The sequence below is a fragment of the Pseudomonas monachiensis genome, assembly GCF_047345015.1.
GTDB lineage: Bacteria > Pseudomonadota > Gammaproteobacteria > Pseudomonadales > Pseudomonadaceae > Aquipseudomonas > Aquipseudomonas monachiensis.
This window is the reverse complement of the sequence record NZ_CP178857.1, coordinates 2,867,525-2,892,160: the sequence shown is the minus strand read 5'-3', so window position 1 is coordinate 2,892,160 and position 24,636 is coordinate 2,867,525. Positions and strand designations below refer to the sequence as shown.

Below are 24,636 nucleotides of genomic sequence, written 5' to 3'. Positions count from 1 at the left end.
CCCTGGCCATATGAGGACGCTTGTTTGTCTCTATCCGACGATTTGAACCAAGCCAAGGCCGCCACCGGTATCGAAGGTCTGGACGATATCCTCGACGGCGGATTGTCCCGCGGACATGTGTTTTTGCTCGAGGGCGAGCCGGGCACCGGCAAGACCACCGTGGCGCTGCACTTCCTGCTGGCGGGCGCGCAAGTCGGTGAGCGCTCGTTGTACATCACGCTGTCCGAGACCGAACGCGAACTGCGCCAAGGCGCCTTGTCCCATGGCTGGGAGATGGACGAAAACGTCCATATCTTCGAGCTGACGCCCCCGGAAAGCCTGCTCAATGCCGAACAGCAGCAGACACTGCTCTACTCCTCCGACCTGGAACTTGGCGAAGCCACCCGCCAGATCTTCGAAGTGGTCGAGCGGCTCAAGCCGACCCGCGTTGTCTTGGACAGCCTTTCGGAGATTCGCCTGCTGGCGCAAAGCTCGCTGCGCTACCGCCGGCAGATTCTGGCCATCAAGCATTATTTCGTGCGTTACGACGCCACAGTGCTGCTGCTCGATGACCTGACCGCCGAGTCCCTCGACAAAACCGTGCACAGCGTGGCCCACGGCGTGATTCGCCTGGAAGAACTGACGCCAAACTACGGCGCCGAGCGACGTCGCATCCGCGTGGTCAAGTACCGTGGCCAGAAGTACCGCGGCGGCTTCCATGACTTCACCATCATGGGCGACGGCGTGCATGTATTCCCGCGCCTGGTGGCCGCCGAACATCGCGGTCAATACCTGCGTCAGCAATTGACCAGCGGCATCCGGGAAATGGATGCGCTGCTGGGCGGTGGTATCGAAACCGGTTCCAGCACCTTGATCCTCGGTCCGGCAGGGACCGGCAAATCGCTGATCTCCATGGTGTTCGCCGCCGCAGCCGTGGCCCGGGGCGAAAAAGCCGCGCTGTTCATTTTCGATGAAGAGTTGGGGTTGCTGTTCGAGCGCATGAAGAACATCGGCATCGACCTGCAGGCCCTGCAAGACAGCGGCAATTTGCTGATCGAACAAGTGGACGCGGCTGAACTGTCCCCCGGCGAGTTCTCCCACCGGGTCCGGCGCTGCGTTGACGAAGGCAATATCAAGACTGTGGTGATCGACAGCATCAACGGCTATCAGGCGGCGATGCCGGAAGAAAACGCCCTGGTGCTGCACATGCACGAGTTGCTGCTGTACCTCAATCGCCAAGGCGCCGCGACCTTCATGACGGTGGCCCAGCACGGCCTGGTCGGCGATATGCAGGCGCCGGTGGACATCACTTACCTGGCCGATACGGTCATTCTGCTGCGTTACTTCGAAGCCCTGGGCAAGGTGCGCCGGGCCATTTCGATCATCAAGAAGCGTACCGGCAGCCATGAGTCGACCATCCGTGAATACCGCATCAGCGGCCTGGGCATGACCATCGGCGAACCGCTGGAAGCCTTCCAGGGCGTATTGCGTGGCGTCCCCACCTATCTCGGGGCCAGCAACCCGTTGCTCGCGGATGAAATCCGGTGACGGCCATGCTAGCCACGCCCGAACGCACAATCATCCTTGCACCGCGAGGGCGCGATGGCCAGATCGCCCTGATGATGCTCAACGAGGCCGGGTTTCACGGGGTGATCAGCTCCGACCTGCCAGGATTGTGCGCCGAACTGGAACAGGGGGCCGGCCTGCTGCTGATCTCCTCCGAGGCACTATTGGGTGCCGATCTGGAACCGCTGATCCGCCTGATCGAACACCAGCCCGCCTGGTCGGATCTGCCGATCGTGGTGATGACGCACCACGGTGGCCCGCAACAGGACCTGGCATCACGCTTCGGCCCGCAATTGGGCAACGTCACCTTCCTTGAGCGGCCGTTTCACCCGGTCACACTGATCAGCCTGGTCACCACGGCCCTGCGCGGGCGGCGACGACAGTATGAAGCCAGGGACCGGCTGATCGACCTGAGCCAGAGCGAATTGCGCCTGCAGAATACCCTCGAAACCCTTGAGCAACAGGTGGAAGAGCGCACGGCGCAACTGCGTCACAACGAAGAGGCATTGCGTCAGTCGCAGAAAATGGAAGCCGTCGGCCAGCTCACCGGCGGCATCGCCCATGACTTCAACAACATGCTGACCGGTATCATCGGCAGTCTGGAGTTGTTGCGCCGACGCCTGGCCCGGGGGCGAACCGAAGACCTCGACAGCCTGATCGACCTGGGGGTGACGTCGGCCAACCGCGCGGCGGGCCTGACCCACCGCCTGCTGGCGTTTTCCCGGCGCCAGTCGCTGGATTCGAAACCCGTGGAGATGAACAGTCTGGTGATCTCCATGGATGAACTGCTGCAACGCAGCATCAACGAAACCATTCGCCTGGACATGCAACTGGACGAGCAACTGTGGGTGGCCGAAGCCGACCCCAATCAACTGGAAAGCGCCCTGCTCAACCTGGTGATCAATGCACGCGATGCCATGCCCAATGGCGGACGGCTGCTGGTCTCGACCGCGAACCAGCACTTTGACGAGGACTTCACCCAGGGCCAGAACAGTCTCGATGCGGGTGACTACGTGGTGCTCAGCGTCACCGACACCGGCTGTGGCATGCCGCAAAGCACCATCAACCGCGCCTTCGACCCCTTCTTCACCACCAAGCCCATCGGCCAGGGCACCGGGCTGGGGTTATCGATGATCTATGGTTTCAGCAAGCAGTCGGGAGGTCACGTCGCCATCCACAGCGTCGTGGGCGAAGGCACCACGGTGAGCCTGTTCCTGCCACGCTTTAGTGGAGACCTGCCCCTGGAGCGTCCATTGGACGTCGAACATTCACCTTTGGCCAAGCATGGCGAGACGGTGTTGATCGTCGAGGACGACCCGGCGGTGCGGGTGCTGGTCAGCACGGTGTTGAGCGACCTGGGGTATGCCTACGTCGAGGCCTGTGATGGCGATAGCGCGGTGCCGATACTCGACTCGGCCCAGCGCATCGACCTGCTGATCAGCGATGTCGGCCTGCCCGGCATGAATGGCCGGCAACTGGCGGAAATCGGCCGGCAACTGCGACCCGACCTCAGGGTGCTGTTCATCACCGGCTACGCCGAGCACGCCGCAGTGCGCGGCGGGTTCCTTGATCCGGGCATGCAGATGATCACCAAACCGTTTACCTTCGACCTGTTGACGGCGAAGGTCAGGGAGATGATCAGCGCCTGAGCGCTCAGGAAAGCATGTCCTGCATCAGTTCCTGCAATTTATCCAGATCGAAGGGTTTGTCGAGGATCGGCGCCTTGCGGGTGATCGGGCTGTCGGTCTCACGGATTTCCTGGGCATAGCCACTGATGAAAATCACCTTGAGCTCCGGTCGCAGCTTCACGGCGGGCTCGGCGATCTGCACGCCGGAGATTCCCCCGGGCAGGCGGAAGTCGGTGATCATCATGTCCAGGTGCGGTTTGCTCGCCAGGATCTCGAAAGCCTGCTCGCCGTTTTCGGCCTGCAACACGCGGTAACCCTCGCCCGACAGATAAGCGGACAGCACCATCAGAATCGAGGGATCGTCCTCGACGACGAGTACTACATCTTGTGCATCTTCGCTCATGGGAAGCCTTTGTTCGGTCAATTGCTGCTGATACGACCGTGGTGTCGATCAGAGGTTGCGTTTACCTGGCTGTTTTCCTACAGCGGCAGACAAACGCGAAACAAGGCGCCTTCGCCAATCCTGCTCTGGACGGTAATAGTACCGCCATGGGCGGCCACAATCTGCTCAGAAATAAACAATCCCAGACCCAGTCCGGCGACGGCGTGCCTGGCCGATACCCGCTCGAACTGCTGGAAGATCCGCTTCTGGTTTTCCTCGCTGATGCCGATCCCTTGATCCTGAACATCCACCAGTGCCTGGCCACCCTCACTGTAGACCTTCACCGCGATCGGGCTCTTGGCCCCGTAGCGCAAGGCGTTGGTCAACAGGTTGGAAATGACCTGTTCAATACGAAACTCATCCCAGTTTCCGATCACCGGTTGCACGGCATCGAGCGAAACCGAAGCCTCTGCGGCGTCGATCTGCTGGGAGAAGTTGTGCAGCACGTCGCGAACCAGCGTCGAAAGATCAACGCGCTTGGGCCGGATCGACAACTTGCCGGTACGGATGCGCGAGACATCGAGCATGTCTTCGATCAAGCGAATGAGGCTTTTGATCTGCCGCTCGTCGCGGTCGACCATGGCATGCATCTTGTCCAGGGTGAAGGCGGCGGCGTTGTCCCGGGCCAGGTGCATCTTGCGCAGCTGGGTCTCAAGGATCAGACCGTTGAGCGGCGTTCGCACTTCATGGGCGACGATGGACATGAAGTCATCGCGCATGCGCACCGCCTGCTCCAGTTCCAGCTGGGTGTTTTGCAGTTGCTCGAGCAGCGCTTCCTGTTCGCGGCGGCTTTGCTCAAGGGCCAGCACTTGTTCCTTCATCGCCTTGCTCTGGCGATACAGGTCGACGAACACATTGACCTTGCTCTTGACCGCCTGGACGTCCAGCGGCTTGTGCAGGAAGTCCACGGCTCCGCTTTCATAGCCCTTGAATGCATAGTTCAGTTCACGCCCGGCGGCGCTGACAAAAACGATCGGGATGTTCCTGGTCTTTTCCGTGCCGCGCATCAACTCGGCCAGCTCGAAGCCATTCATGCCGGGCATCTGCACATCGAGGATGGCCAAGGCGAACTCGTGTTCCAACAGCAGGGACAAGGCTTCGTCGGCGGACAGCGCCTTGTACACGATGCGGTCTTCACGCTTGATCAGCGCTTCGAGCGCCAGCAGATTCTCCGGCAGATCGTCCACGATCAGCAGTTTGGCCTGGATATTACTCAACATGCGATTCGTTCCAGCTCGACAAGCAAACGGCCGATGCCGCGTACAGGAAGTATGTGGTCCGGCTGGTGCATGTCCAGCGCGGCCTGGGGCATGGTGGCAACCTGAGCCTCCTGCGGGTCCTGCACGATGGTCATGCCACCGCGCTGCTTGACCTGAGCCAGGCCGCGCGCGCCATCGCGGTTGGCGCCGGTAAGCAACACTGCAGCCAGATGGGCGCCGTACGCATCGGCGGCCGATTCGAACAGGTAATCGATGGCGGGTCGCGAATGATGCAACCGAGGCTCCAGGCTCAGCGAAAAGCTGCGGTCCCGCTCCACTGACAGGTGATAACCGGGCGCGGCGAAATACAGCGTGCCGGCCTCGACCGGGGTCTTGTCGCAGGCCTCCCGCACCGGCAGGGCAACCCGGCGGGAAAACACGTCCGCCAGCTGGCTGCGGCGCTCGTCCGGCATGTGCAGCACGACAATGATCGGCAGTGCGAAGCCTTCGCGCAGCGGGCCGAGGATGCTCAACAGCGCCTCGACGCCACCGGCGGAGGCACCGATCACGATCGCTTCGATCGCCGGTAATTTCCTTGCACTGTTCATGTTTTTCGATAAATCCGTTCTTGTTTGACCAACGGCTCGAACTGATCGCCGAAGGCTGAGAAATCCGGGGTTTCCTTACTGCCCAGCACCAAAAAACCGCGATGACAGAGGGACTCATGAAACAGTCCGAATGCCCGATCCTGAAGTTTTTTATTAAAATAAATCAATACGTTACGGCATGAAATTAATTGAGTTTCCGAGAATACGCTGTCCGTCGCCAGGCTGTGATCGGCGAAGGTCACGTTCTCGCGCAGTGTCTTGTCGAAAATCGCGTACCCATAGGCCGCCGTATAGTAGTCGGCAAACGAACTCTGGCCACCGGCCTGCTGGTAATTAGCAGTGTAGGCGCGGACGTTCTCCATCGAGAAAATCCCTTGCTTGGCCTTTTCCAGCGAGCGCGGATTGATATCGGTTGCATAGATGATCGTGCGGTCCAGCAGGCCTTCTTCGCGCAGCAGAATGGCCATTGAATACACCTCTTCTCCGGTGCTGCATCCAGCGATCCAGACCTTGATCGAGGGATAGGTTCGCAGCAACGGCACCACTTCCTTGCGGATGGCCAGGAAGTGCGAGGGGTCGCGAAACATCTCGCTCACCGGAATGGTCAGCCATTGCAGCAGTTGCATGAACGCGGCGGGATCGTGCAGGACCTTATCCTGCAATGCCGAGATGGTGTTGCACTCCAACTGGCTCAACGCATGGTTGACCCGGCGCTTGATCGAAGCGCCGGAGTAATCGCGAAAATCGTAGCTGTACTTGAGATAGATCGCCTCGATCAACAACCGCAGTTCGATTTCGCTGTTTCGCTCCACTGGGAAATTGCGCTCCACTAGATCCGTTCCATCTTCGGTAACCACACACGGATCAGCGAAAACAGGCGATCGAGGTCAATGGGCTTGGCCAGGTAATCGTTGGCGCCGGCCTGCAGGCAGCGCTCCTGATCGTCCTTCATGGCCTTGGCCGTCACCGCGATGATCGGCAGCTTGCGCCAGCGCGGGTCCTTGCGGATTTCAACGGTGGCTTCAAAACCATCCATTTCCGGCATCATCACGTCCATCAACACTAGATCGATGTCTTGCACCTCATTGAGTCGTTCTATCGCTTCGCGGCCATTGCGGCCAATGACCACGACTGCGCCCTTATGCTCCAGCGCACTGGTGAGGGCGAAAATGTTGCGCACATCGTCATCCACCAGCAGCACCTTGCGGCCTTCAAAGACCTTGTCGCGGCTGCGGGCGACCTTGAGCATCTTCTGTCGATCATGGGACAACCGTGATTCGACTTTGTGCAGAAAAAGCGTCACCTCATCCAGCAACCGCTCTGGCGAGCGTGCGCCCTTGATGATGATCGAACGCGAATACTTGCGCAGTTCGGCTTCTTCATCCCGGGTCAGGTTGCGCCCGGTATAGACGATGACCGGTGGAAAGGAGCAGATGTCTTCGGTGGACATGCGCTTGAGCAGGTCATTGCCGAGCATGTCCGGCAACTTGAGGTCGATGATCATGCAATCGAAGACCGACGTGCGCAGCAGGTCCAGCGCCTCCTGCGCCAGGCCAACGGCGGCGATCTCGATGTCATCGTCGCCGATCAGGCGGGCAATGCTATCGCGCTGCAAGTCATCGTCCTCGACCAGCAGCACGCGCTTGACCTTCTGGGTCAGCTTGGCCTCGAGGCGTGCAAACACCTCTTTGAGTTCCTCGCGGCTGGTCGGTTTGACCGCATAGCCAATGGCACCCATGTGCATCGCCGCCTCGACCCGGTCTTCGACTGAAATCACATGCACCGGAATGTGTCGGGTTTCGGCGTGCTCCTTCAAACGTTGCAGCACGGTCAGGCCGGAATGATCCGGCAGGCGCATATCCAGCAGGATCGCATCGGGGATGAACGCCTTGGCCAGCTCGTAGCCTTCATCGGCACCATGGGCCACCAGGCATTGATAACCCAGTTCATGGGCCAGATCGTAGAGGATGTGGGCAAAGTTCGGCTCATCCTCCACCACCAGAATGCAGCGGGTGGTGAACGGACCCTTGTTGCGATCGTCATCGAAACGCGGAATGTCGACTTCGGCCACCCGTGGCGACAACGTGGGCGTCGGCACACTCGACGCCGCCACCACTGGAGCGGCTCGCATCGGTTCGACAGGCACTTCGCCCGGTTCCACGTACTGCCGCGGCAAGACCAGGGTAAATACACTGCCCTGCCCCGGCGTGCTGGTCACGCTGATGGAGCCGCCGAGCAAGGCCGCCAGGTCTCGGGAGATCGACAAACCCAGCCCCGTGCCACCGTAGCGCCGGTTGGTGGTGCCATCGGCCTGACGGAACGCTTCGAAGATGCTTTCGTGATGATCCACCTCGATGCCGATCCCGGAATCGCCGATGCTGAACGCGATGCCGTCGTTCGGCGCCGAGGCGACGGACAGGCTGACGCTGCCGCTTTCCGTGAATTTCACGGCGTTGGACAACAGGTTCTTGAGCACTTGCTCCAGGCGCTGGCGGTCGGTGAATAGCATCAGCGGTGCGCCGTCCTGAATATCCACCTGGAAATCCAGCTGCTTGTCCGTGGCCAATGGCTGGAACAGGCCGCGCAGGCCATCCACCAGACGCGCCACGCTGGTGTTCTCCGGATGGATCTCCAGCTTGCCGGCCTCGACTTTGGAGATATCCAGAATGTCGTTGATCAGGTGGAGCAAGTCATTGCCGGCGCAGTAGATCGACTCGGCGAACTTCACTTGCTCGGCGGTGAGGTTTTCTTCCGGATTTTCCGCCAGCAGCTTGGCCAGGATCAACGAGCTGTTGAGCGGCGTGCGCAACTCGTGGGACATGTTGGCGAGGAATTCGGACTTGTATTTGCTCGATCGCTGCAGTTCTACCGCGCGCTCTTCGAGCTGGATCTGGGCCTGATTGAGTTCGGTATTCTTCAGGTCCATGGCGTCGCGTTGTTCGGCCAGTATTTCTGCCTGCTCGGCGAGTTGTTCGTTGGTCTGCTCCAGCTCCACCTGCTGGGTTTCCAGGTGTGCCTGGGACTCCTTGAGAATCCGCGACTGCTCCTCGAGTTCTTCGTTGGCGGTCTTGAGTTCTTCCTGCTGAACCTGCAATTCTTCGTTGAGTTGCTGGGTTTGGGCCAACACCTCCTGCAAACGCTGGCGATAGCGTGCCGCCTCGATCGAGGTGCCGATGTTGCCGGCTATCAACTCAAGCAATTCAACGTCACGGTCGGTCAGTGGACGCAGGAAGCCCAACTCGATCACGCCATTGACCCGCTCGTCGTCGCTGGTGGGCACCACCAGCACACTGCGGGGCAAGCCGTCACCGAGGCCGGAGCAGACCTTGAAATAATCCCCCGGCACCTCGTCCAGGCGAATCAGCCGTGCCTGTTGCGCCACCTGGCCGACAATACCTTCGTCGCTGTAGATCTGCTGTTCACGCTCTTCCTGTTCACGGGAAAACCCGTAGGTGGCGATGCGCTTGAGGCCATCGTGGTCTTCGCGCACATAAATGGCCGCCACGGCGCTGCCCAGGTACTGCGCACAGAATTGCAGGATGTTGCGACCGAGCATGGCCAGGCTCAATTGCCCCAATACCTGCTCGGCCAGTTCGGTCTGGCCGTTGCGCAGCCAGGCCTGTTGCTCCAGACGATGGGCGCTGGCCTGTTGGCCGGCAAGGTTGACGCTGTAGTTCTGCGACAGGGTCATCAAGTCGCGACGCCCGACATACGCCAGCAACCCGCTGACCCCGGCTATGAGCAACAGGTAGAGGCTGATGCTCATAATCGTGGTGCGCCGCACTTCATCATTGCGCGATGCGCGCAACTGTTGCTCGGTGTCGATCACCGCCTCGAACTGCTTGCGAATTTCATCGGTCAGGCGTTTGCCGCGTCCGGCCTTGACCACGGCGCGATAATCGCCGCTGCTGCGCTGCAAATCGATCATCGATTGTGCGTAGCTCGCCCACTCCTGCTGCAAGGCCTGCAACCGCAACAAGCGGTCGGTCTGCACCGGGTTGTCGTCAGTCAGTTCGAGCAAGGTGTTGAGCGCCACGGCGATGCGCGGCTTGGCGGTTTCGTAGGGGTCGAGGAAATGTTCATCGCCACTGAGCAGGAAACCGCGCATCCCGGTTTCCAGATCCACGGTCAGCTTGACCGCTTCATTGGCGTTATTGATCACCCGGTCGGTGTGCTCCACCCACTGGATCGTCGACAACAAATAGCTGATCAGCGAGACGAAGAACACGGCGCTGATGAAACCCAGCCCCAACGGCAGGCTGATGTTACGGCTCAGGAGTTTACGAAATCGTTGCTCATCAACCGAGGACGCTGAGGTCATGGGGCAGGCCTTGTCGAACTGTCAGGATGCAAGGAGTTTGCCCCAAAACTGGCACATCGATCCAATTATCTGACATGTTTGCGCGCAAGGTCCTAATTACGCTGTGTCCGCGCTATCCTTGCCTTTCCCGCGCCGTGAAAGCTTTTTCCAACGTGCTGGGAACTTGTCGGGATCCACCACTTACTCATGCAAGAGGCCGGTGATCTCCTGCGACCGGCAATACCAATCTTTTTCGGGAATTCGACCATGTCATCCGCCAACGCCTCCACCATCCTCGTCGTCGAAGACGATGCCATCGTGCGCATGCTGATCGTCGATGTACTGGAGGAACTGGAGTTCAAGGTGCTGGAAGCCGATGGCAGCGAACAGGCGCTGGAGACCCTCAAGGATGTGAACCTACACATTGACCTGATGATGACGGATGTTGGCCTGCCGGTCATGGACGGACGTGAACTGGCCACCCTTGCCCGCACGTTACGTCCCAACCTGCCCATCCTGTTTGCCAGCGGCTATGCCGAAAGCATCGAAGTCCCTGTCGACATGCACGTGATCGGCAAACCCTTCTCCATTGATCAGTTGCGCGACAAGGTCAAAAGCATTCTCGGGTGACCCTGGGCTGCGCTGTGGTTTAATGCGCGCCTTTTTCATCCCCGCCCTGTCTTCGCTTCAAGGAACGCCCGTACATGATTGAGTCCCGCGCAACCAAAGTCCTGGTCATTGGTTACGTCTGGCCCGAGCCCCGTTCTTCGGCGGCCAGTGGGCATGTCATGCAGATTCTCGAGGTTTTCCTGGAACAAGGCTGGGACATCACGTTCAGCAGCCCGGCAGGCTTCGGCGAGCAACGCGCAGACCTTACTGCGTTGGGTATCCGTGAAGTCCCCATCGAACTGAACAACAGCAGTTTCGATGCTTTCATCAGCGAACTGGCGCCGGACATCGTGCTGTTCGATCAATTCATGATGGAGGAACAGTTCGGCTGGCGAGTCGAGAAGCATTGCCCCGATGCCTTGCGCGTACTCGAAAGCTGCGACCTGCAAAGCCTCAGGCAGGGCCGGCATCAACGCCTCAAGGAGCGTTTGAAGGCCAGTGACGACAACAACGACTTCAGCGATCTGTTCGCCCCCGCGTCGCGTGAAGAGTTCGAACACATGGCCGATACCGATATGGCGAAGCGCGAGATCGCCTCGTTCTATCGTTGTGATTTGACGCTGATGGTTTCCGAAGTGGAAATCGAATTGCTGGTCGAGCAGTTCAGGTTTGCGCGCAACCTGTTGCACTGGTGCCCGTTGATGGTCGATGTTCCGACCCGTGCGCCGGTACCCTTTGAAGACCGGGCACACTTTCTTCATATCGGTAACTTTCGCCACGCGCCCAACTGGGATGCCGTGCTCTGGTTGAAAACCGCTATTTGGCCGCTGATTCGCGAGCAGATACCCGGCGCTCAATTGCATATCTACGGTGCCTACACACCACCCAAGGCGACAGCCCTGCATAACCCGGCCCAAGGTTTTCATGTGATGAACTGGGCAGAAGACGCTCTGCAAGTCATGTCGTCGGCGCGGGTCTGCATGGCGCCTCTGCGTTTTGGCGCGGGAATCAAGGGCAAGATTGTCGATGCGATGCTCTGTGGCACACCGAATGTGACGACGCCAGTGGGTGCCGAGGCGATGCATGGCGAAGAGGCATGGCCAGGCGCAGTGACCCGTTCGGCACGGGAGTTCGCCGATCATGCCGTGCAACTGCACAACGACAAGACGCGCTGGCTTGACGCCCAGGCGCACGGGCAAACCCTGCTGGCCGGCCGCTACCGCAAATCCGTTCATGGCCCGGCGTTGATCCAGCGGCTGGTCGATTGCCAGCGGGATCTGGCAAACATACGACGAGATAACTTTACCGGCAGCATGTTGCGTCATCACCAGCACAAGAGCACTCAATACATGGCGCAATGGATTGAGGCGAAGAACCGGCTGAATCAGGAGTAGCCCACTTTTCTTGTGCAATACATAGTTACCGCCGTTGCTGTGCCCGACCGGTTAACCTGAGCGCTTCACACCCCATGGACGGGGGTGTTTCGCACAAGGAATGGCCATGACCCGCAACACGCGTGGTTTGCTCGACAAGCAAACCTGGATGAGCAACACCCTCGAGATCGATCAACTCAAACTCACCGATATCGTCTGGCCTGGCGTGCATAACGCCGGCATGGACAAGAAAGCGCCGAACTACGACGTCGTGACCGGCAACTGGACCGCCTGTCAGAACGACACGTTTTCCTGGCAACTGGCCAACGGCGCCCGCGCCTTCGACATCCGTCTGGGCTACAGGGCCGGAGCGGCTCGATCGGGCTTCCACTTTCATCACAACGGCTATCGCTCGCATCGCGTCCTGGACGACCTGATCGACGCGGTGTTGCTGTTCCTCGATCGCAACCCGGACGAATTCATCGTGCTGGACTTCCATCAACTGGCCGATGGCAATAAACCTTTCGATCATCAACGGCTCAATGACTGGCTCGTGCGTCGCCTCGGGCTGCGAGCCGTCCTACCCGGCGACGGACTCAAAACAGTGGGAGAACTGAAAAGCGTCAGCCAGCATCGCCGGGTGATCATGGCGGCACCCGCCGGGCCAGAACTCGATGGCGAATACTTCTGGCCACGCATCCCGCACAAATGGCGCGACAACAGGTTCTCCGCCCCAGCCGAACTGCAACGCTACATCGCGCAGACCCTGGAAGATGCGCCTTACGAAACTTTCCTCTGGTTACTGTCCGCGACCACCTACTCGCTGCTCGGTGGGCCCGGGAATATCAAGCGGCAAATCAACGACTGGTTCAACACCACGGGAAACTGGGTGACGCGTTGCAGCATCATCAGCACCGACTTTTTCGACGAGTCCGACATCGTCCGTTATTGCTGGAGTGCCACCAGCATGAAAGCGGTTTACGGCCGTGCCTTGCATGAACAGACGCACCGGCGGTAGTAGCGCTGGCCCTGCGTCAAGAGGCATGATCCGGGCGGGATAACTACAAAAGCGCCCTGACATGACCCGCACCGCCAGAGTCACCGATCCTTCCTACGAGTTGATGGACGACCACAACGGCTTGTCCATCATCTATCGCCAGCACGGTTTCCCCTGCCCGTTGGTGCGCTGGCATTTCCACAAGGAATACGAGCTGCACCTGATCGTCGCCAGTTCCGGCAAGGTGTTCATCGGCGACTACATCGGCAACTTCTATCCGCAAACCCTGTTCCTGACCGGCCCCAACCTGCCCCACAACTGGATCAGTCAGGTGGCCGAGGATGAAGTGGTGCCAAAACGCGACATGCTGGTCAACTTCACCGACGAGTTGTTCGACAGCGGCTATCAGGTGTTCGCCGAACTCAAGGCCCTGGCACCGCTGCTGGAGCGTGCGCAGTACGGCATCGAGTTTCGCTGCAAGCACACCATCGCCAAGGCGATGGATCTGATGCAGCGCATCGCCGACACGACCGGTGTGACCCGTCTCGGGAATTTTTTCATTCTGCTGGAGTTGCTCGCGGCCACCGACGACTACCAATTGCTCTCTGGCGCCACGACCCCGCAACTGGCCGACGAACACAACATCGATCGCACCAACCGCGCGGTGGATTACATCTTCGCCCATTACGCCCGGGACTTGACGCTGGAGGAAGTCGCCGAGCACCTGGGCATGAAACCGACGTATTTCAGCCGGGTATTCAAGCAGGCCACCGGGCGCAATTTCATCGAGTTCGTCAATCGCCTGCGCATCAGCAAGTCCTGCGAGTTGCTGGCCGATGGCAACAAGCCGGTGACCGATGTCTGCTTCGAATCGGGCTTCAACAATATTTCCAACTTCAACCGGCGCTTCCAGCAACTCAAGGGCATGACGCCTTCTCACTACCGGCGCTTGGTGGTGCAGCGGTTGACCGAGCAAAACCTGGGCTGAAGTCACACCTCAAATCCCTGTGGGAGCGGGCTTGCTCGCTCCCACAGGTACAGCGTTACCCCCTCAAACCTGTACGGATTCAATACCCCTCCTTCGCTGAAAAGCCCTTCCCTGCGTCTACCCCGTAAAACCTCAGTGCAAAAAAGTATCGATCAAAGTGCGATGGATGATTTGTCTCGCCTGCCATTGAAGGATGTAATCAGCACAGATTCTTCCCTGCGCAGGAAGACACAAAAACAATAACTGTCCTTCTGTTTCCCGCCGGGTGCAGAAAAGGAGTGCACGATGCAACCTTCGGTAAAAGCCCTGCTTGCCCTCACCTGCATGACCCTGAGCAGCGTCAGCCTTGGCGCACAGACCCTGACCATCGCCACCGTCAACAACAGCGACATGATCCGCATGCAAAAACTCTCGAAAACCTTCGAGGCCGAGCATCCGGACATCAAGCTCAATTGGGTGGTCCTCGAAGAAAACGTCCTGCGCCAGCGCCTGACTACCGACATCGCCACCCAGGGCGGACAGTTCGATGTGCTGACCATTGGCATGTACGAAGCCGCACTCTGGGGCGCCAAGGGCTGGCTGGAGCCGATGAAGGATTTGCCGGCCAGCTATGCCCTCGACGATGTGTTCCCATCGGTGCGCGAAGGCCTGTCGGTCAAAGGCACGCTGTACGCCCTGCCGTTCTACGCCGAAAGCTCGATCACCTACTACCGCACCGACCTGTTCAAGGATGCCGGCCTGACCATGCCCGAGCGCCCGACCTGGGAGCAGATTGGTGAATTCGCCGCCAAACTGAACAAACCCGGGCAGGAACAGTACGGCATATGCCTGCGGGGCAAGGCTGGCTGGGGCGAGAACATGGCGCTGATCAGCACCGTGGCCAACGCCTATGGCGCGCGCTGGTTCGATGAAAAGTGGCAGCCGGAATTCAACGGTCCCGAATGGAAAAACGCGCTGAACTTCTATGTCGACACCATGAAGAAATCCGGCCCGCCGGGGGCGTCGAGCAACGGTTTCAATGAAAACCTCGCGTTGTTCAACAGCGGCAAATGCGCGATCTGGGTCGATGCCAGCGTCGCCGGATCGTTCGTCACCGACAAGTCCCAGAGCAAGGTCACCGATCACGTCGGCTTCACCTATGCGCCGCATCAGGTCACTGACAAGGGCTCGGCGTGGTTGTACTCATGGGCGCTGGCCATTCCGACCAGTTCCAAGGCCAAGGACGCGGCGAAAACCTTCAGCGCCTGGGCCACATCCAAAGAATACGGCGCACTGGTCGCGGAAAAAGACGGCATCGCCAACGTGCCGCCGGGCACCCGCGCCTCGACCTACAGCGAGGCGTACATGAACGCCGCGCCATTCGCCAAGGTGACGCTGGAATCGCTCAAGGCCGCGGACCCGGGCAAGCCGGGCGCCAGGCCCGTGCCTTACATCGGCATCCAGTTGGTGACCATTCCCGAGTTCCAGGGCATTGGTACCCAGGTCGGCAAATCCTTCTCGGCGGCGCTGATCGGCCAGACCACGGTCGACCAGGCGTTGGCGGCGGCCCAGCAAACCACTGAACGCGAAATGAAGCGCGCGGGTTATCCCAAGTAAGCAGTCCCCTTCCCTGTGGGAGCGGGCTTGCCCGCGATGAGGCAGTCACATTCAACATAGATGTTGGCTGCTCAATCGCCATCGCGGGCAAGCCCGCTCCCACAGGGACCGCGTCGATGCCAGGAATGATTTCTGTCCTGAACATATATGTGTACCCAATCGGTTTAACGCCATGAATACATCAACTGCAAAAGCTCACATGGACATTGCCCAGCCGCAGCACAAAAGCCGTGTGGTCAATCCCGGCTGGTTCCTGGTCAGCCCTTCGGTGGCCTTGCTGCTGTTGTGGATGATCGTACCGCTGGGTATGACCGTCTACTTCTCGACGATTCGCTACAACTTGCTCAATCCCGGCGAAAACGAGTTCGTCGGCCTGGAAAACTTCACCTACTTCCTCACCGACTCGGGCTTCCTGCCCGGCGCCACCAACACCCTGTTGCTGGTGGGCAGCGTGCTGCTGATCAGTGTGGTGCTCGGCGTGCTGATCAGTGCATTGCTGGAGGCCAGTGAGTTTTTCGGTCGCGGCATCGTGCGGGTGATGTTGATCTCGCCGTTCTTCATCATGCCCACGGTAGGCGCACTGATCTGGAAGAACCTGATCTTCCATCCGGTATCGGGGATTCTCGCCTACGTCTGGAAGCTGTTCGGCGCGCAACCGGTGGACTGGCTGGCGCACTACCCGCTGCTGTCGATCATCATCATTGTCTCGTGGCAATGGCTGCCCTTCGCGATCCTGATCCTGATGACCGCCATGCAGTCCCTCGACCAGGAACAGAAAGAAGCCGCGCGCCTGGACGGTGCCGGGCCCATCGCGATTTTCTGGCACCTGACCCTGCCGCACCTGGCGCGGCCGATTGCGGTGGTGGTGATGATCGAAACCATCTTCCTGCTCTCGGTGTTCGCCGAAATCTTCACCACCACCAACGGCGGCCCCGGCTACGCCTCGACCAACCTCGCCTACCTGATCTACAACCAGGCGCTGGTGCAGTTCGATGTCGGCATGGCCTCGGCGGGCGGCCTGATCGCCGTGGTCATCGCCAACATCGCCGCGATCATCCTGGTGCGGATGATCGGCAAAAACCTGACCGACAAAGCCTGAGGCCTGCCATGACTCTTCAACAATCCCGTCGTTTGCAAAGCCTGCTGCTCGGTACATTGGCCTGGGCCATCGCCATCGTGATTTTCTTCCCGATCTTCTGGATGGTGCTGACCAGTTTCAAGACCGAAATCGATGCCTTCGCCACGCCGCCGCAGTTCATCTTCATGCCGACGCTGGAGAACTACCTGCACATCAACGAGCGCAGCGACTATTTCAGTTTCGCCTGGAACTCGGTGGTGATTTCCTTCAGCGCCACCGCCCTGTGCCTGCTGATCGCGGTGCCGGCGGCCTACTCCATGGCGTTCTATGAAACCCGGCGCACCAGGGGCACGCTGCTGTGGATGCTCTCGACCAAGATGCTGCCTCCAGTGGGCGTGCTGATGCCGATCTATCTGCTGGCCAAGAGTTTCGGCCTGCTCGACACGCGGATCGCGCTGATCGTGATCTACACGCTGATCAACCTGCCGATCGTGGTCTGGATGATTTACACCTACTTCAAGGACATCCCCAGGGACATCCTCGAAGCCGCACGACTGGACGGCGCAACGCTGGCCCAGGAGATGCTCCGCGTGTTGCTGCCCATCGCCAAGGGCGGCCTGGCATCCACGGTACTGCTGTCGCTGATCCTGTGCTGGAACGAGGCCTTCTGGTCGCTGAACCTGACCTCGTCGAAAGCCGCGCCGCTCACTGCATTGATCGCGTCCTACTCCAGCCCCGAAGGGTTGTTCTGGGCCAAGTTGTCAGCGGTGTCGACCCTGGCCTGTGCGCCGATCCTGATCTTCGGCTGGATCAGCCAGAAACAACTGGTGCGCGGCCTGTCGTTCGGCGCCGTGAAATGAATCAAAAGCAAAAGATCGCAGCCTGCGGCAGCTCCTACAGGGGGGGGCGCGGTGCTTGGGGGCTCTGTGTAGGAGCTGCCGAAGGCTGCGATCTTTTGATCTAAAAAAACAACAAACGGAGGCCCATCATCATGGCCAACCTGAAAATCAAGAATCTGCAAAAAGGCTTCGAAGGCTTTTCCATCATCAAGGGTATCGACCTTGAAGTGAACGACAAGGAGTTCGTGGTCTTCGTCGGCCCCTCGGGCTGCGGCAAATCCACACTGCTGCGGCTTATCGCCGGGCTGGAGGAAGTCAGCGGCGGCACCATCGAACTCGACGGCCGCGACATCACCGAAGTCAGCCCGGCCAAGCGCGACCTGGCGATGGTGTTCCAGACCTACGCCCTGTACCCGCACATGAGCGTGCGCAAGAACATGTCGTTCGCCCTCGACCTGGCCGGCGTGGCGAAAACCGAAGTGGAGAAAAAGGTTGGTGAAGCGGCGCGCATCCTCGAACTGGGGCCGATGCTGGAGCGCAAGCCCAAGCAACTGTCCGGTGGCCAGCGCCAGCGCGTGGCGATTGGCCGGGCCATCGTGCGCAACCCGAAAATCTTCCTGTTCGACGAACCGTTGTCCAACCTCGATGCCGCCCTACGGGTGCAGATGCGCCTGGAACTGTTGCGCCTGCACAAGGAACTGCAAGCCACGATGATCTACGTGACTCACGATCAGGTCGAAGCCATGACCATGGCCGACAAAGTGGTCGTACTCAATGGCGGCAAGATCGAGCAAGTCGGCTCGCCACTGGACCTCTATCACCAGCCGGCCAACCTGTTCGTCGCCGGTTTCCTGGGCACGCCGAAAATGGGCTTCCTCAAAGGCAAGGTCACCCGCGTCGACAATAAGGGCTGTGAAGTGCAACTGGACGCCGGGACCCGCATCAGCCTGCCCTTGAGCGGCAGGCACCTGAGCGTCGGGAGTGCAGTGACACTGGGCATTCGCCCGGAGCATCTGGAACTGGCCAAACCCGGCGACTGCACCTTGCAGGTCACCGCCGATGTCAGTGAACGCCTGGGCAGCGACACCTTCTGCCACGTCCGCACAGCATCCGGCGAAGCCCTGACCCTGCGTGTTCGCGGCGATCTGGCCAGCCGCTACGGTGAAACCCTGAGCCTGCATCTGGATGCGCAACACTGCCATTTATTCGATGTCGACGGCGTGGCGTTGACCCGTCCGTTGCGCGTTGCTGCCTGATTTCAGAGAGCCTGCGATGAAACTGAACAAACAAAACCTCAGCCGCCTCGCCCCTGAAGTGGCCCTGCCCGCATACGCCCTGGGCGAGACCCGCCAAGGCATCGCGCACATCGGCGTCGGCGGTTTCCACCGTGCCCATCAGGCGTACTACACCGACGCCCTGATGAATACCGGCGAAGGCCTGGACTGGGCCATCTGCGGTGTCGGCCTGCGCGCTGAAGACCGCCGAGCCCGTGACGATCTCAAGGACCAGGACTACCTGTTCACCCTGTTCGAACTCGGCGATAGCGACGACACCGAAGTGCGGGTAATCGGCGCCATCCGCGACATGCTGCTGGCCGAGGACGGTGCCCAGGCGGTGATCGACAAACTGGCCTGCCCCGAGATTCGCATCGTCTCGCTGACCATTACCGAAGGCGGTTACTGCATCGACGACAGCAGCGGCGAGTTCATGGCGCACTTGCCGCAGATCCAGCATGACCTGGCGCACCCGGATGCACCGAAAACCGTGTTCGGTTTCCTCTGTGCCGCACTGGCCAGGCGCCGCGCCACTGGCACAGCGGCCTTCACCCTGATGTCCTGCGATAACCTGCCCCACAACGGCGCCGTCACCCGCAAGGCCCTGCTGGCCTTCGCCGCCTTGCACGACAGCCAGTTGCGCGACTGGATCGACGCCAACGTCAGTTTCCCCAACGCCATGGTCGACCGCATCACGCCGATGACCAGCACTCCTCATCGCCTGCAATTGGCGGACCTGCATGGCGTGGACGATGCCTGGCCGGTGGTCTGCGAACCCTTCGCGCAATGGGTGCTGGAAGACCGGTTCGTCAACGGTCGCCCGGCCTGGGAAAGGGTCGGCGTGCAATTCACCGACGACGTCACGCCCTACGAAGAAATGAAGATCAAGCTGCTCAACGGCAGTCATCTGGCGCTGACCTACCTGGGGTTCCTCAAGGGTTACCGCTTCGTCCACGAGACCATGAACGACCCGCTGTTCGTGCGCTACATGCGCACCTACATGGATCTGGACGTGACGCCACAGCTGCCGGCGGTGCCAGGAATCGACCTGACCGAGTACAAGAACACCCTGGTGGCGCGCTTCTCCAATCAGGCGATTGCCGACCAGCTTGAACGGGTGTGTTCGGACGGCTCGTCGAAGTTTCCGAAATTCACCGTACCGACCATCAACCGCTTGATCGCCGATGGCCGCGAGACCAAGCGCGCGGCGTTGGTGGTGGCGGCGTGGGCGCTGTACCTCAAGGGCGTGGATGAGCATGGCGAGACCTACGCGATTGCGGATCCACGGGCGGCATTCTGCCAGGCGCTGGTGGCCGATGATGTGTTGATTACCCAGCGTTTGCTGGCGGTCGAGGAGATTTTTGGTACGGCCATTGCGCGCTCGCCGGAGTTTGTCGCGGCTTTTGAGTGGTGTTGCAACAGCTTGCGGGAGGTTGGGGTTTCGCGGACGTTGGAGCGGGTGCTGGCTTGAGGTCGGTGGTGTAGCGACTGCCGTCTTCGCGAGCAGGCTCGCGATAAGGGCTTACTGATATCCAAGGATCTTGCATGACAACCCAACAACTATTCCTCGGCATCGACTGCGGCACCCAGGGCACCAAAGCGGTCATCCTCGACGCCGTCAGCGGCGAGGTGCTGGGCCAAGGCGCAGCCACCCACACGATGATCAGCGGCCCCAACGGCCGTCGCGAACAGGGCACCGGCCAGTGGCTGGAAGCCTTCGCCACCGCCACCCGCCGCGCCTTGCTCGCGGCCAAAGTCGATGGCCAGTCTATTCTCGGCATTGGCGTGTCCGGCCAGCAACATGGCCTGGTGCTGCTCGACGATCAGGGCAAGGTGCTGCGCCCGGCGAAACTCTGGTGTGACACCGAAACGACCCCGGAGAATGACCGACTGCTCGCGCACCTGGGTGGTGAAAAGGGTTCTCTGGAACGCCTCGGCGTGGTCATCGCGCCGGGCTACACCGTATCCAAGCTGTTATGGACCAAAGAGCAGCATCCCGAGGTGTTCTCCCGGATCGCCCGCATCCTGCTGCCCCACGATTACCTCAACCATTGGCTGACCGGCCGCAGTTGCAGCGAATACGGCGATGCCTCGGGCACCGGGTACTTCAATGTGCGTAGGCGCCAGTGGGATGTGCAATTGTTGCGTGACATCGACCCCAGCGGACGCCTGCAAGCGGCGTTGCCGGAATTGATCGATGCCCACCAGGCGGTCGGCACCATTCTGCCAGGCATTGCCGAACACCTGGGCATCAACCCCCAGGCACTGGTGTCCAGCGGTGGTGGGGACAACATGATGGGGGCCATCGGCACCGGCAACATCCAGCCCGGTGCAATCACCATGAGCCTCGGCTCGTCGGGCACGGTGTACGCCTATGCCGATCAGCCGAACATTGCCGCAGATGCCGCGGTCGCCACCTTCTGCTCTTCAAGCGGCGGCTGGTTGCCATTGATCTGCACCATGAACCTGACCAATGCCACCGGCCTGATTCGTGACCTGCTGGACCTTGACATCGATCAGTTCAACGAACTGGTTGCCCAGGCGCCGATCGGTGCCGACGGAGTGTGCATGCTGCCGTTCTTCAACGGTGAGCGGGTGCCTGCCCTGCCCCATGCCAGCGCCAGCCTGTCGGGCCTGACCATGACCAACCTGACCCGGGCCAACCTGTGTCGCGCGGTGGTCGAGGGCACGACCTTCGGTTTGCGTTACGGACTGGACCTGCTGCGCCACAATGGCTTACAAAGCCGCAGCATTCGGCTGATTGGCGGCGGGTCAAAAAGTGCGGTCTGGCGGCAAATTGTCGCCGACACCATGAATACGCCGGTGATCTGCACCGAACAAAGCGAGGCCGCAGCCTTGGGTGCGGCAATTCAGGCGGCTTGGTGCGTATCCCGGGCAAACGGTCGCGAAGACAGCCTGGCGCAATGGTGCAAGCGCTGCGTAAAACTCGACCCGGCCAGTGAAACCCCGCCCGTCGCCGACAATGTACAAGCCTGCCAGCAGGCGTATGAACGCTATCGACAGCAAGTCGCAACCCTAATTAAAGAGTGAACAAACTATGTACCTGGTGTGTGGCGAAGCGCTGTTCGATTTTTTCAGTGAAAACGACGCCAGTGGGCTGGCGTCCAAAGTGAACTTCAAGGCCATTGCCGGTGGCTCGCCGTTCAATGTGGCGGTGGGCTTGCGCCGATTGGGCGTGGACGCGGCGCTGTTGGCCGGGTTGTCCACCGACTACCTGGGCCGGCGCCTGCTGCAAGTCTTGCAAGATGAAGGCGTGCGCCAGGACTACCTGCTGGATTTTGCCGCGCCGACCACCCTGGCGATGGTCGCCGTGGGGGCCAATGGTTCGCCGCAGTACAGCTTCCGTGGCGAAGGCTGCGCGGATCGACAATTGCAACCGGAGCACCTGCCAGCGCTCGGGCCTGAAGTACGCGGCCTGCATATTGGCTCGTTTTCCCTGGTGGTGCAGCCGATTGCCGACACGCTATTGGCATTGGTGCGCCGGGAAAGCGGCAAGCGCCTGATCAGTCTCGACCCGAACGTGCGCCTGAACCCGGAGCCGGACATTAACCTGTGGCGTAACCGGATCGCGACGCTGGTGGAGCTGGCGGACCTGATCAAGGTCAGCGACGAAGACCTGCATCTGCTGTACCCCGGCCAGGACCCGGCACAGATGATCGAAGGCTGGTTACGGCATCGCTGCCAGCTGGTCTTCCTGACCCGGGGTGGCGAAGGTGCGAGCGTGTTCAGCCGGGCTCACGGCTCGTGGTCGACTCCTGCGTCTGCGGTAAAAATCGCCGACACCGTGGGCGCGGGCGATACCTTTCAGGCGGCGCTGATTACCTGGTTGACCGAACAGCAACTGGACTCGATAGAGGGCGTGAAGCAACTTGGCCGCGAACAGATCGACAGCATGCTGAAGTTCGCGGTGCAGGCTGCGGCGCTGACGTGCAGCAAGACCGGGCCGGATTTGCCTTATCGGCAGCAGTTGGATTTGCACTGACACTGACGTCCTCATCGCGAGCAAGCTCGCTCCCACAGGGTTGCGGGTCGTTCACAGCATTTGTGTCCAGCCTTGTTCGCGATGCCTTTCCATCAGGCCCCCGATGGTCTTAACTGATACACAGGATCGCGCACCCGCGACAGGCGGCGTTCAGCCGGGTTAACCCTCGCTTAACCGTGCGATCCAACACTTCACTGGACCGCACGCCCTCAGACTGTTCTGACGCCCAGTGCGGCAAGTTCGACCAGCGACATATCGAACTGACATTCCGTCCGCACCGGAGATCCCTGATGAACACTCGCACCCTGCTGGTTACCGCCGCCCTCGGCTGCACCGCGTTTGCCGGCCTGGCTCAGGCCACTGACACCACAACCTCCCAAGCCGTGCCCTATCACTACGGCATGCCATTGCATGTCAGCAAAGTGATTTCACTGACCGAGCCGGACACCCTGGAGTGCAAAGTGGTGAAGGCCGAAATGAAGTACATCGATGACACGGGGAAACTCGCAGAAATTTCCTACCGTAAACTTTCTGACGCTTGCGAGAACCAGGGCTGACTGAAAGGTCTGATTTGGTACTTGGCGGTATTCCTTTGAGGGTTGCGGCGCTATGCTTTAGCGCCCCCCCCTCTCTCTGCCCGCAAGGATTAGCCATGCAGTTGTCGTTTCGCGCACTGTCGATGTTTACCGCAGCCTTATGTCTTTTGCTGAGCCTGGTCTGGGGCCTGACACCGCAATGGTTGTTGTCGTTCTGGGACATCGAGTTTTCATTCGCGGTGGGATTGGTCGCGCGACGCACCGCCGTGCTGTTTGGGGCGTTGAGCGTGTTCTCTTTTCTGGTTCGCAACGCGCCCCCTTGCGCAACCCGCAATGCCCTGAGCCTCGGCTTCGTCGTCGGCAGCTGGGGATTGGCCGTGCTGGGTTTTGCCGAATGGCTCAGTGGCCATGTCGGGCCGGGGATTCTACTGGCGGTCGGATTTGAACTGGCGCTGGGCCTGGCGTTCTTCCAGACCCGGCGCGTGTCCGTGGAACCCGAAACAGCAAGCTAGAGTGCATTGCCCAGCCTGGAATGCGGTTCGACCTCGACGTGATGCTGCCTGGAACGCAGTTGGGCAATCAACTCGTTGATTTCCCGACAACCATTGAGCCCGGAGGCATCGATACCGGTGACCAATAGATCGAGCTGATCGGTTTGCCCGTCTGCATAGACCTTGACGGTCATCGAGAGATCCGGTGACAGCGTGCACTGGCAGCGCTTGGGCAGAAAACTGCTTTCGATGATGTTGCGAATTTCCAAGGCAGAAAGAAACATGGCGACTCCCTCCTTTGTGAGACTGCCTGACAACCGATGCTTGCTCATTTGAAATCCCGGCAAGCTTCAAGGACAGCTACAGCATAAAACATACCCTGAACTTCGTTGTGCAGCTCATCGGTAATTCAAGGGTCCGGGCGAGTTACCTGTAAAACCTGTCATGCAATTTACAATTATAGACCCTGGCGCCCCTGCATATTGCACACCGGATGTCCCGGGTTTGCATTCACTGCGCACGACAGTGAAAATGCCGCCCTTCACTTCAAGCAAGGAGGCATCATGAATTCTTTGACCGTTAACGCTTGCACAGCGCTATTCGCACTGGGGCTTGCCGGGGTGGCGCATGCCGCCAAACTCGAAGACACCGCACCCTTTGCGAAGGCCGAAAGCGGGTTTACCCGCCAGGTGATTCACCTCGCGCCACAGCCCCGGGAAAACGACTTCCAGGTCGAGATCCTGGCCGGCAAGACGATGACCGTCGACTGCAACAACCCGCGTCTGGGTGGCATTCTCGAGGAGAAGAACCTCGAGGGCTGGGGCTATCCGTTCTATCGCCTGGAAAAAGTCATTGGCCCGATGAGCACGCTGATGGCCTGCCCGGCGGGCACGAGCAAGCAGGGTTTTGTACCGGTGGTCGGTGACGGCTTCCTGCTGCGTTACAACAGCAAACTGCCGCTCGTGCTGTACGTGCCCAAGGACATCGAAGTGCGCTATCGGATCTGGTCGGCGTCGACCAAGGTCGAGAAAGCCGTTCAGGAATAACCCGGCCATCCGGTGTAATGCTGTTCGCTTAAGAGATATTGAAAGTGCAATAAGTAACCTGTGGCGAGGAAGCTTGCTTCCGTT

22 protein-coding genes are annotated in these 24,636 nt (G+C 60.0%); 16 read left to right on the top strand and 6 right to left on the bottom strand.

The window, feature by feature from the left end:
* Nucleotides 1-24: 24 nt before the first annotated feature.
* Both ACMDB8_RS12965 and ACMDB8_RS12960 read left to right on the top strand, forming a co-directional pair.
* Nucleotides 25-1,527 carry an ATPase domain-containing protein gene (locus ACMDB8_RS12965; protein ID WP_056724711.1) on the top strand — a complete coding sequence of 501 codons (1,503 nt, stop codon included), beginning with the start codon at nt 25-27 and terminating at the stop codon, nt 1,525-1,527.
* Nucleotides 1,524-3,194, top strand: coding sequence for a response regulator (locus ACMDB8_RS12960; protein WP_056724709.1), 1,671 nt, complete (start codon nt 1,524-1,526; stop codon nt 3,192-3,194). Before ACMDB8_RS12965 ends, ACMDB8_RS12960 begins: the two co-directional genes overlap by 4 nt.
* Before the next feature lie 4 nt (nt 3,195-3,198).
* Here ACMDB8_RS12960 and ACMDB8_RS12955 read toward each other — a convergent pair whose 3' ends face one another.
* The 5 genes from ACMDB8_RS12955 to ACMDB8_RS12935 form a co-directional block, all read right to left on the bottom strand.
* A complete protein-coding gene (locus tag ACMDB8_RS12955; protein ID WP_007970583.1) occupies nt 3,199-3,576 on the bottom strand; it encodes a response regulator in 378 nt (125 codons plus the stop codon).
* A gap of 77 nt (nt 3,577-3,653) precedes the next feature.
* Entirely contained in the window at nt 3,654-4,835 is a 1,182-nt protein-coding gene (locus tag ACMDB8_RS12950; protein ID WP_409079032.1) for a hybrid sensor histidine kinase/response regulator, read from the bottom strand.
* Nucleotides 4,829-5,422, bottom strand: coding sequence for a chemotaxis protein CheB (locus ACMDB8_RS12945; RefSeq protein WP_056724704.1), 594 nt, complete (start codon nt 5,420-5,422; stop codon nt 4,829-4,831). Before ACMDB8_RS12945 ends, ACMDB8_RS12950 begins: the two co-directional genes overlap by 7 nt.
* Nucleotides 5,419-6,252: a CheR family methyltransferase gene (locus ACMDB8_RS12940; protein ID WP_409079033.1), complete on the bottom strand. Its 834-nt coding sequence runs from the start codon at nt 6,250-6,252 to the stop codon at nt 5,419-5,421. The genes ACMDB8_RS12945 and ACMDB8_RS12940 overlap by 4 nt, the downstream gene beginning before the upstream one ends.
* Entirely contained in the window at nt 6,252-9,743 is a 3,492-nt protein-coding gene (locus ACMDB8_RS12935; RefSeq protein ID WP_409079034.1) for a response regulator, read from the bottom strand. Before ACMDB8_RS12935 ends, ACMDB8_RS12940 begins: the two co-directional genes overlap by 1 nt.
* 246 nt (nt 9,744-9,989) lie before the next feature.
* Between ACMDB8_RS12935 and ACMDB8_RS12930 the strand changes: the two genes are divergently transcribed.
* The 13 genes from ACMDB8_RS12930 to ACMDB8_RS12870 all read left to right on the top strand — a co-directional run bounded on the left by ACMDB8_RS12930 (nt 9,990) and on the right by ACMDB8_RS12870 (nt 23,527).
* Nucleotides 9,990-10,352, top strand: a complete 363-nt coding sequence (locus tag ACMDB8_RS12930) for a response regulator (protein WP_056724696.1) — start codon at nt 9,990-9,992, stop codon at nt 10,350-10,352.
* A 74-nt stretch (nt 10,353-10,426) separates the two neighbouring features.
* A complete protein-coding gene (locus tag ACMDB8_RS12925) occupies nt 10,427-11,725 on the top strand; it encodes a glycosyltransferase (RefSeq protein ID WP_056724694.1) in 1,299 nt (432 codons plus the stop codon).
* A gap of 106 nt (nt 11,726-11,831) precedes the next feature.
* Nucleotides 11,832-12,722, top strand: coding sequence for a phospholipase (locus ACMDB8_RS12920; protein ID WP_409079035.1), 891 nt, complete (start codon nt 11,832-11,834; stop codon nt 12,720-12,722).
* A 61-nt stretch (nt 12,723-12,783) separates the two neighbouring features.
* A complete protein-coding gene (locus ACMDB8_RS12915; protein WP_056724690.1) occupies nt 12,784-13,689 on the top strand; it encodes an AraC family transcriptional regulator in 906 nt (301 codons plus the stop codon).
* A gap of 285 nt (nt 13,690-13,974) precedes the next feature.
* Nucleotides 13,975-15,285: an ABC transporter substrate-binding protein gene (locus ACMDB8_RS12910; protein WP_056724688.1), complete on the top strand. Its 1,311-nt coding sequence runs from the start codon at nt 13,975-13,977 to the stop codon at nt 15,283-15,285.
* A gap of 199 nt (nt 15,286-15,484) precedes the next feature.
* A complete protein-coding gene (locus ACMDB8_RS12905; protein ID WP_223541245.1) occupies nt 15,485-16,384 on the top strand; it encodes a carbohydrate ABC transporter permease in 900 nt (299 codons plus the stop codon).
* A gap of 8 nt (nt 16,385-16,392) precedes the next feature.
* On the top strand, nt 16,393-17,223 hold the full coding sequence (locus ACMDB8_RS12900; RefSeq protein WP_056724684.1) for a carbohydrate ABC transporter permease: 831 nt from the start codon (nt 16,393-16,395) through the stop codon (nt 17,221-17,223).
* A gap of 131 nt (nt 17,224-17,354) precedes the next feature.
* On the top strand, nt 17,355-18,458 hold the full coding sequence (locus ACMDB8_RS12895; RefSeq protein ID WP_409079036.1) for an ABC transporter ATP-binding protein: 1,104 nt from the start codon (nt 17,355-17,357) through the stop codon (nt 18,456-18,458).
* 16 nt (nt 18,459-18,474) lie between these two features.
* Nucleotides 18,475-19,947 (top strand): mannitol dehydrogenase family protein, encoded by a 1,473-nt coding sequence (locus ACMDB8_RS12890; RefSeq protein ID WP_409079037.1) that lies wholly within the window; start codon nt 18,475-18,477, stop codon nt 19,945-19,947.
* Between the two features lie 74 nt (nt 19,948-20,021).
* Nucleotides 20,022-21,527 (top strand): xylulokinase, encoded by a 1,506-nt coding sequence (xylB, locus tag ACMDB8_RS12885; RefSeq protein WP_409079038.1) that lies wholly within the window; start codon nt 20,022-20,024, stop codon nt 21,525-21,527.
* Between the two features lie 7 nt (nt 21,528-21,534).
* Nucleotides 21,535-22,479 carry a carbohydrate kinase family protein gene (locus ACMDB8_RS12880; RefSeq protein WP_409079039.1) on the top strand — a complete coding sequence of 315 codons (945 nt, stop codon included), beginning with the start codon at nt 21,535-21,537 and terminating at the stop codon, nt 22,477-22,479.
* A gap of 290 nt (nt 22,480-22,769) precedes the next feature.
* Nucleotides 22,770-23,036, top strand: coding sequence for a DUF2790 domain-containing protein (locus tag ACMDB8_RS12875; RefSeq protein ID WP_409079040.1), 267 nt, complete (start codon nt 22,770-22,772; stop codon nt 23,034-23,036).
* 95 nt (nt 23,037-23,131) lie between these two features.
* The gene (locus ACMDB8_RS12870) at nt 23,132-23,527 is read left to right on the top strand and encodes a hypothetical protein (RefSeq protein ID WP_056724672.1); all 396 of its coding nucleotides are present in this window, start codon (nt 23,132-23,134) and stop codon (nt 23,525-23,527) included.
* On the opposite strand, the gene ACMDB8_RS12865 is transcribed toward ACMDB8_RS12870, so the two are convergent.
* The gene (locus ACMDB8_RS12865) at nt 23,524-23,790 is read right to left on the bottom strand and encodes a DUF1652 domain-containing protein (RefSeq protein ID WP_056724670.1); all 267 of its coding nucleotides are present in this window, start codon (nt 23,788-23,790) and stop codon (nt 23,524-23,526) included. The genes ACMDB8_RS12870 and ACMDB8_RS12865 overlap by 4 nt on opposite strands.
* A gap of 279 nt (nt 23,791-24,069) precedes the next feature.
* Here ACMDB8_RS12865 and eco point away from each other — a divergent pair, with 279 nt between their 5' ends.
* On the top strand, nt 24,070-24,552 hold the full coding sequence (eco, locus tag ACMDB8_RS12860) for a serine protease inhibitor ecotin (protein WP_409079041.1): 483 nt from the start codon (nt 24,070-24,072) through the stop codon (nt 24,550-24,552).
* Nucleotides 24,553-24,636: the final 84 nt, after the last annotated feature.

What these genes read in the sequence shown, in the direction of transcription:
- ACMDB8_RS12955 (WP_007970583.1), bottom strand. Translation starts at nt 3,576, where the DNA reads ATGAGCGAAGATGCACAAGATGTAGTACTCGTCGTCGAGGACGATCCC.
- ACMDB8_RS12950 (WP_409079032.1), bottom strand. Translation starts at nt 4,835, where the DNA reads ATGTTGAGTAATATCCAGGCCAAACTGCTGATCGTGGACGATCTGCCG.
- ACMDB8_RS12945 (WP_056724704.1), bottom strand. Translation starts at nt 5,422, where the DNA reads ATGAACAGTGCAAGGAAATTACCGGCGATCGAAGCGATCGTGATCGGT.
- ACMDB8_RS12935 (WP_409079034.1), bottom strand. Translation starts at nt 9,743, where the DNA reads ATGACCTCAGCGTCCTCGGTTGATGAGCAACGATTTCGTAAACTCCTG.
- ACMDB8_RS12930 (WP_056724696.1), top strand. Translation starts at nt 9,990, where the DNA reads ATGTCATCCGCCAACGCCTCCACCATCCTCGTCGTCGAAGACGATGCC.
- ACMDB8_RS12925 (WP_056724694.1), top strand. Translation starts at nt 10,427, where the DNA reads ATGATTGAGTCCCGCGCAACCAAAGTCCTGGTCATTGGTTACGTCTGG.
- ACMDB8_RS12920 (WP_409079035.1), top strand. Translation starts at nt 11,832, where the DNA reads ATGACCCGCAACACGCGTGGTTTGCTCGACAAGCAAACCTGGATGAGC.
- ACMDB8_RS12915 (WP_056724690.1), top strand. Translation starts at nt 12,784, where the DNA reads ATGACCCGCACCGCCAGAGTCACCGATCCTTCCTACGAGTTGATGGAC.
- ACMDB8_RS12910 (WP_056724688.1), top strand. Translation starts at nt 13,975, where the DNA reads ATGCAACCTTCGGTAAAAGCCCTGCTTGCCCTCACCTGCATGACCCTG.
- ACMDB8_RS12905 (WP_223541245.1), top strand. Translation starts at nt 15,485, where the DNA reads ATGGACATTGCCCAGCCGCAGCACAAAAGCCGTGTGGTCAATCCCGGC.
- ACMDB8_RS12900 (WP_056724684.1), top strand. Translation starts at nt 16,393, where the DNA reads ATGACTCTTCAACAATCCCGTCGTTTGCAAAGCCTGCTGCTCGGTACA.
- ACMDB8_RS12895 (WP_409079036.1), top strand. Translation starts at nt 17,355, where the DNA reads ATGGCCAACCTGAAAATCAAGAATCTGCAAAAAGGCTTCGAAGGCTTT.
- ACMDB8_RS12890 (WP_409079037.1), top strand. Translation starts at nt 18,475, where the DNA reads ATGAAACTGAACAAACAAAACCTCAGCCGCCTCGCCCCTGAAGTGGCC.
- xylB (WP_409079038.1), top strand. Translation starts at nt 20,022, where the DNA reads ATGACAACCCAACAACTATTCCTCGGCATCGACTGCGGCACCCAGGGC.
- ACMDB8_RS12880 (WP_409079039.1), top strand. Translation starts at nt 21,535, where the DNA reads ATGTACCTGGTGTGTGGCGAAGCGCTGTTCGATTTTTTCAGTGAAAAC.
- ACMDB8_RS12875 (WP_409079040.1), top strand. Translation starts at nt 22,770, where the DNA reads ATGAACACTCGCACCCTGCTGGTTACCGCCGCCCTCGGCTGCACCGCG.
- ACMDB8_RS12870 (WP_056724672.1), top strand. Translation starts at nt 23,132, where the DNA reads ATGCAGTTGTCGTTTCGCGCACTGTCGATGTTTACCGCAGCCTTATGT.
- ACMDB8_RS12865 (WP_056724670.1), bottom strand. Translation starts at nt 23,790, where the DNA reads ATGTTTCTTTCTGCCTTGGAAATTCGCAACATCATCGAAAGCAGTTTT.
- eco (WP_409079041.1), top strand. Translation starts at nt 24,070, where the DNA reads ATGAATTCTTTGACCGTTAACGCTTGCACAGCGCTATTCGCACTGGGG.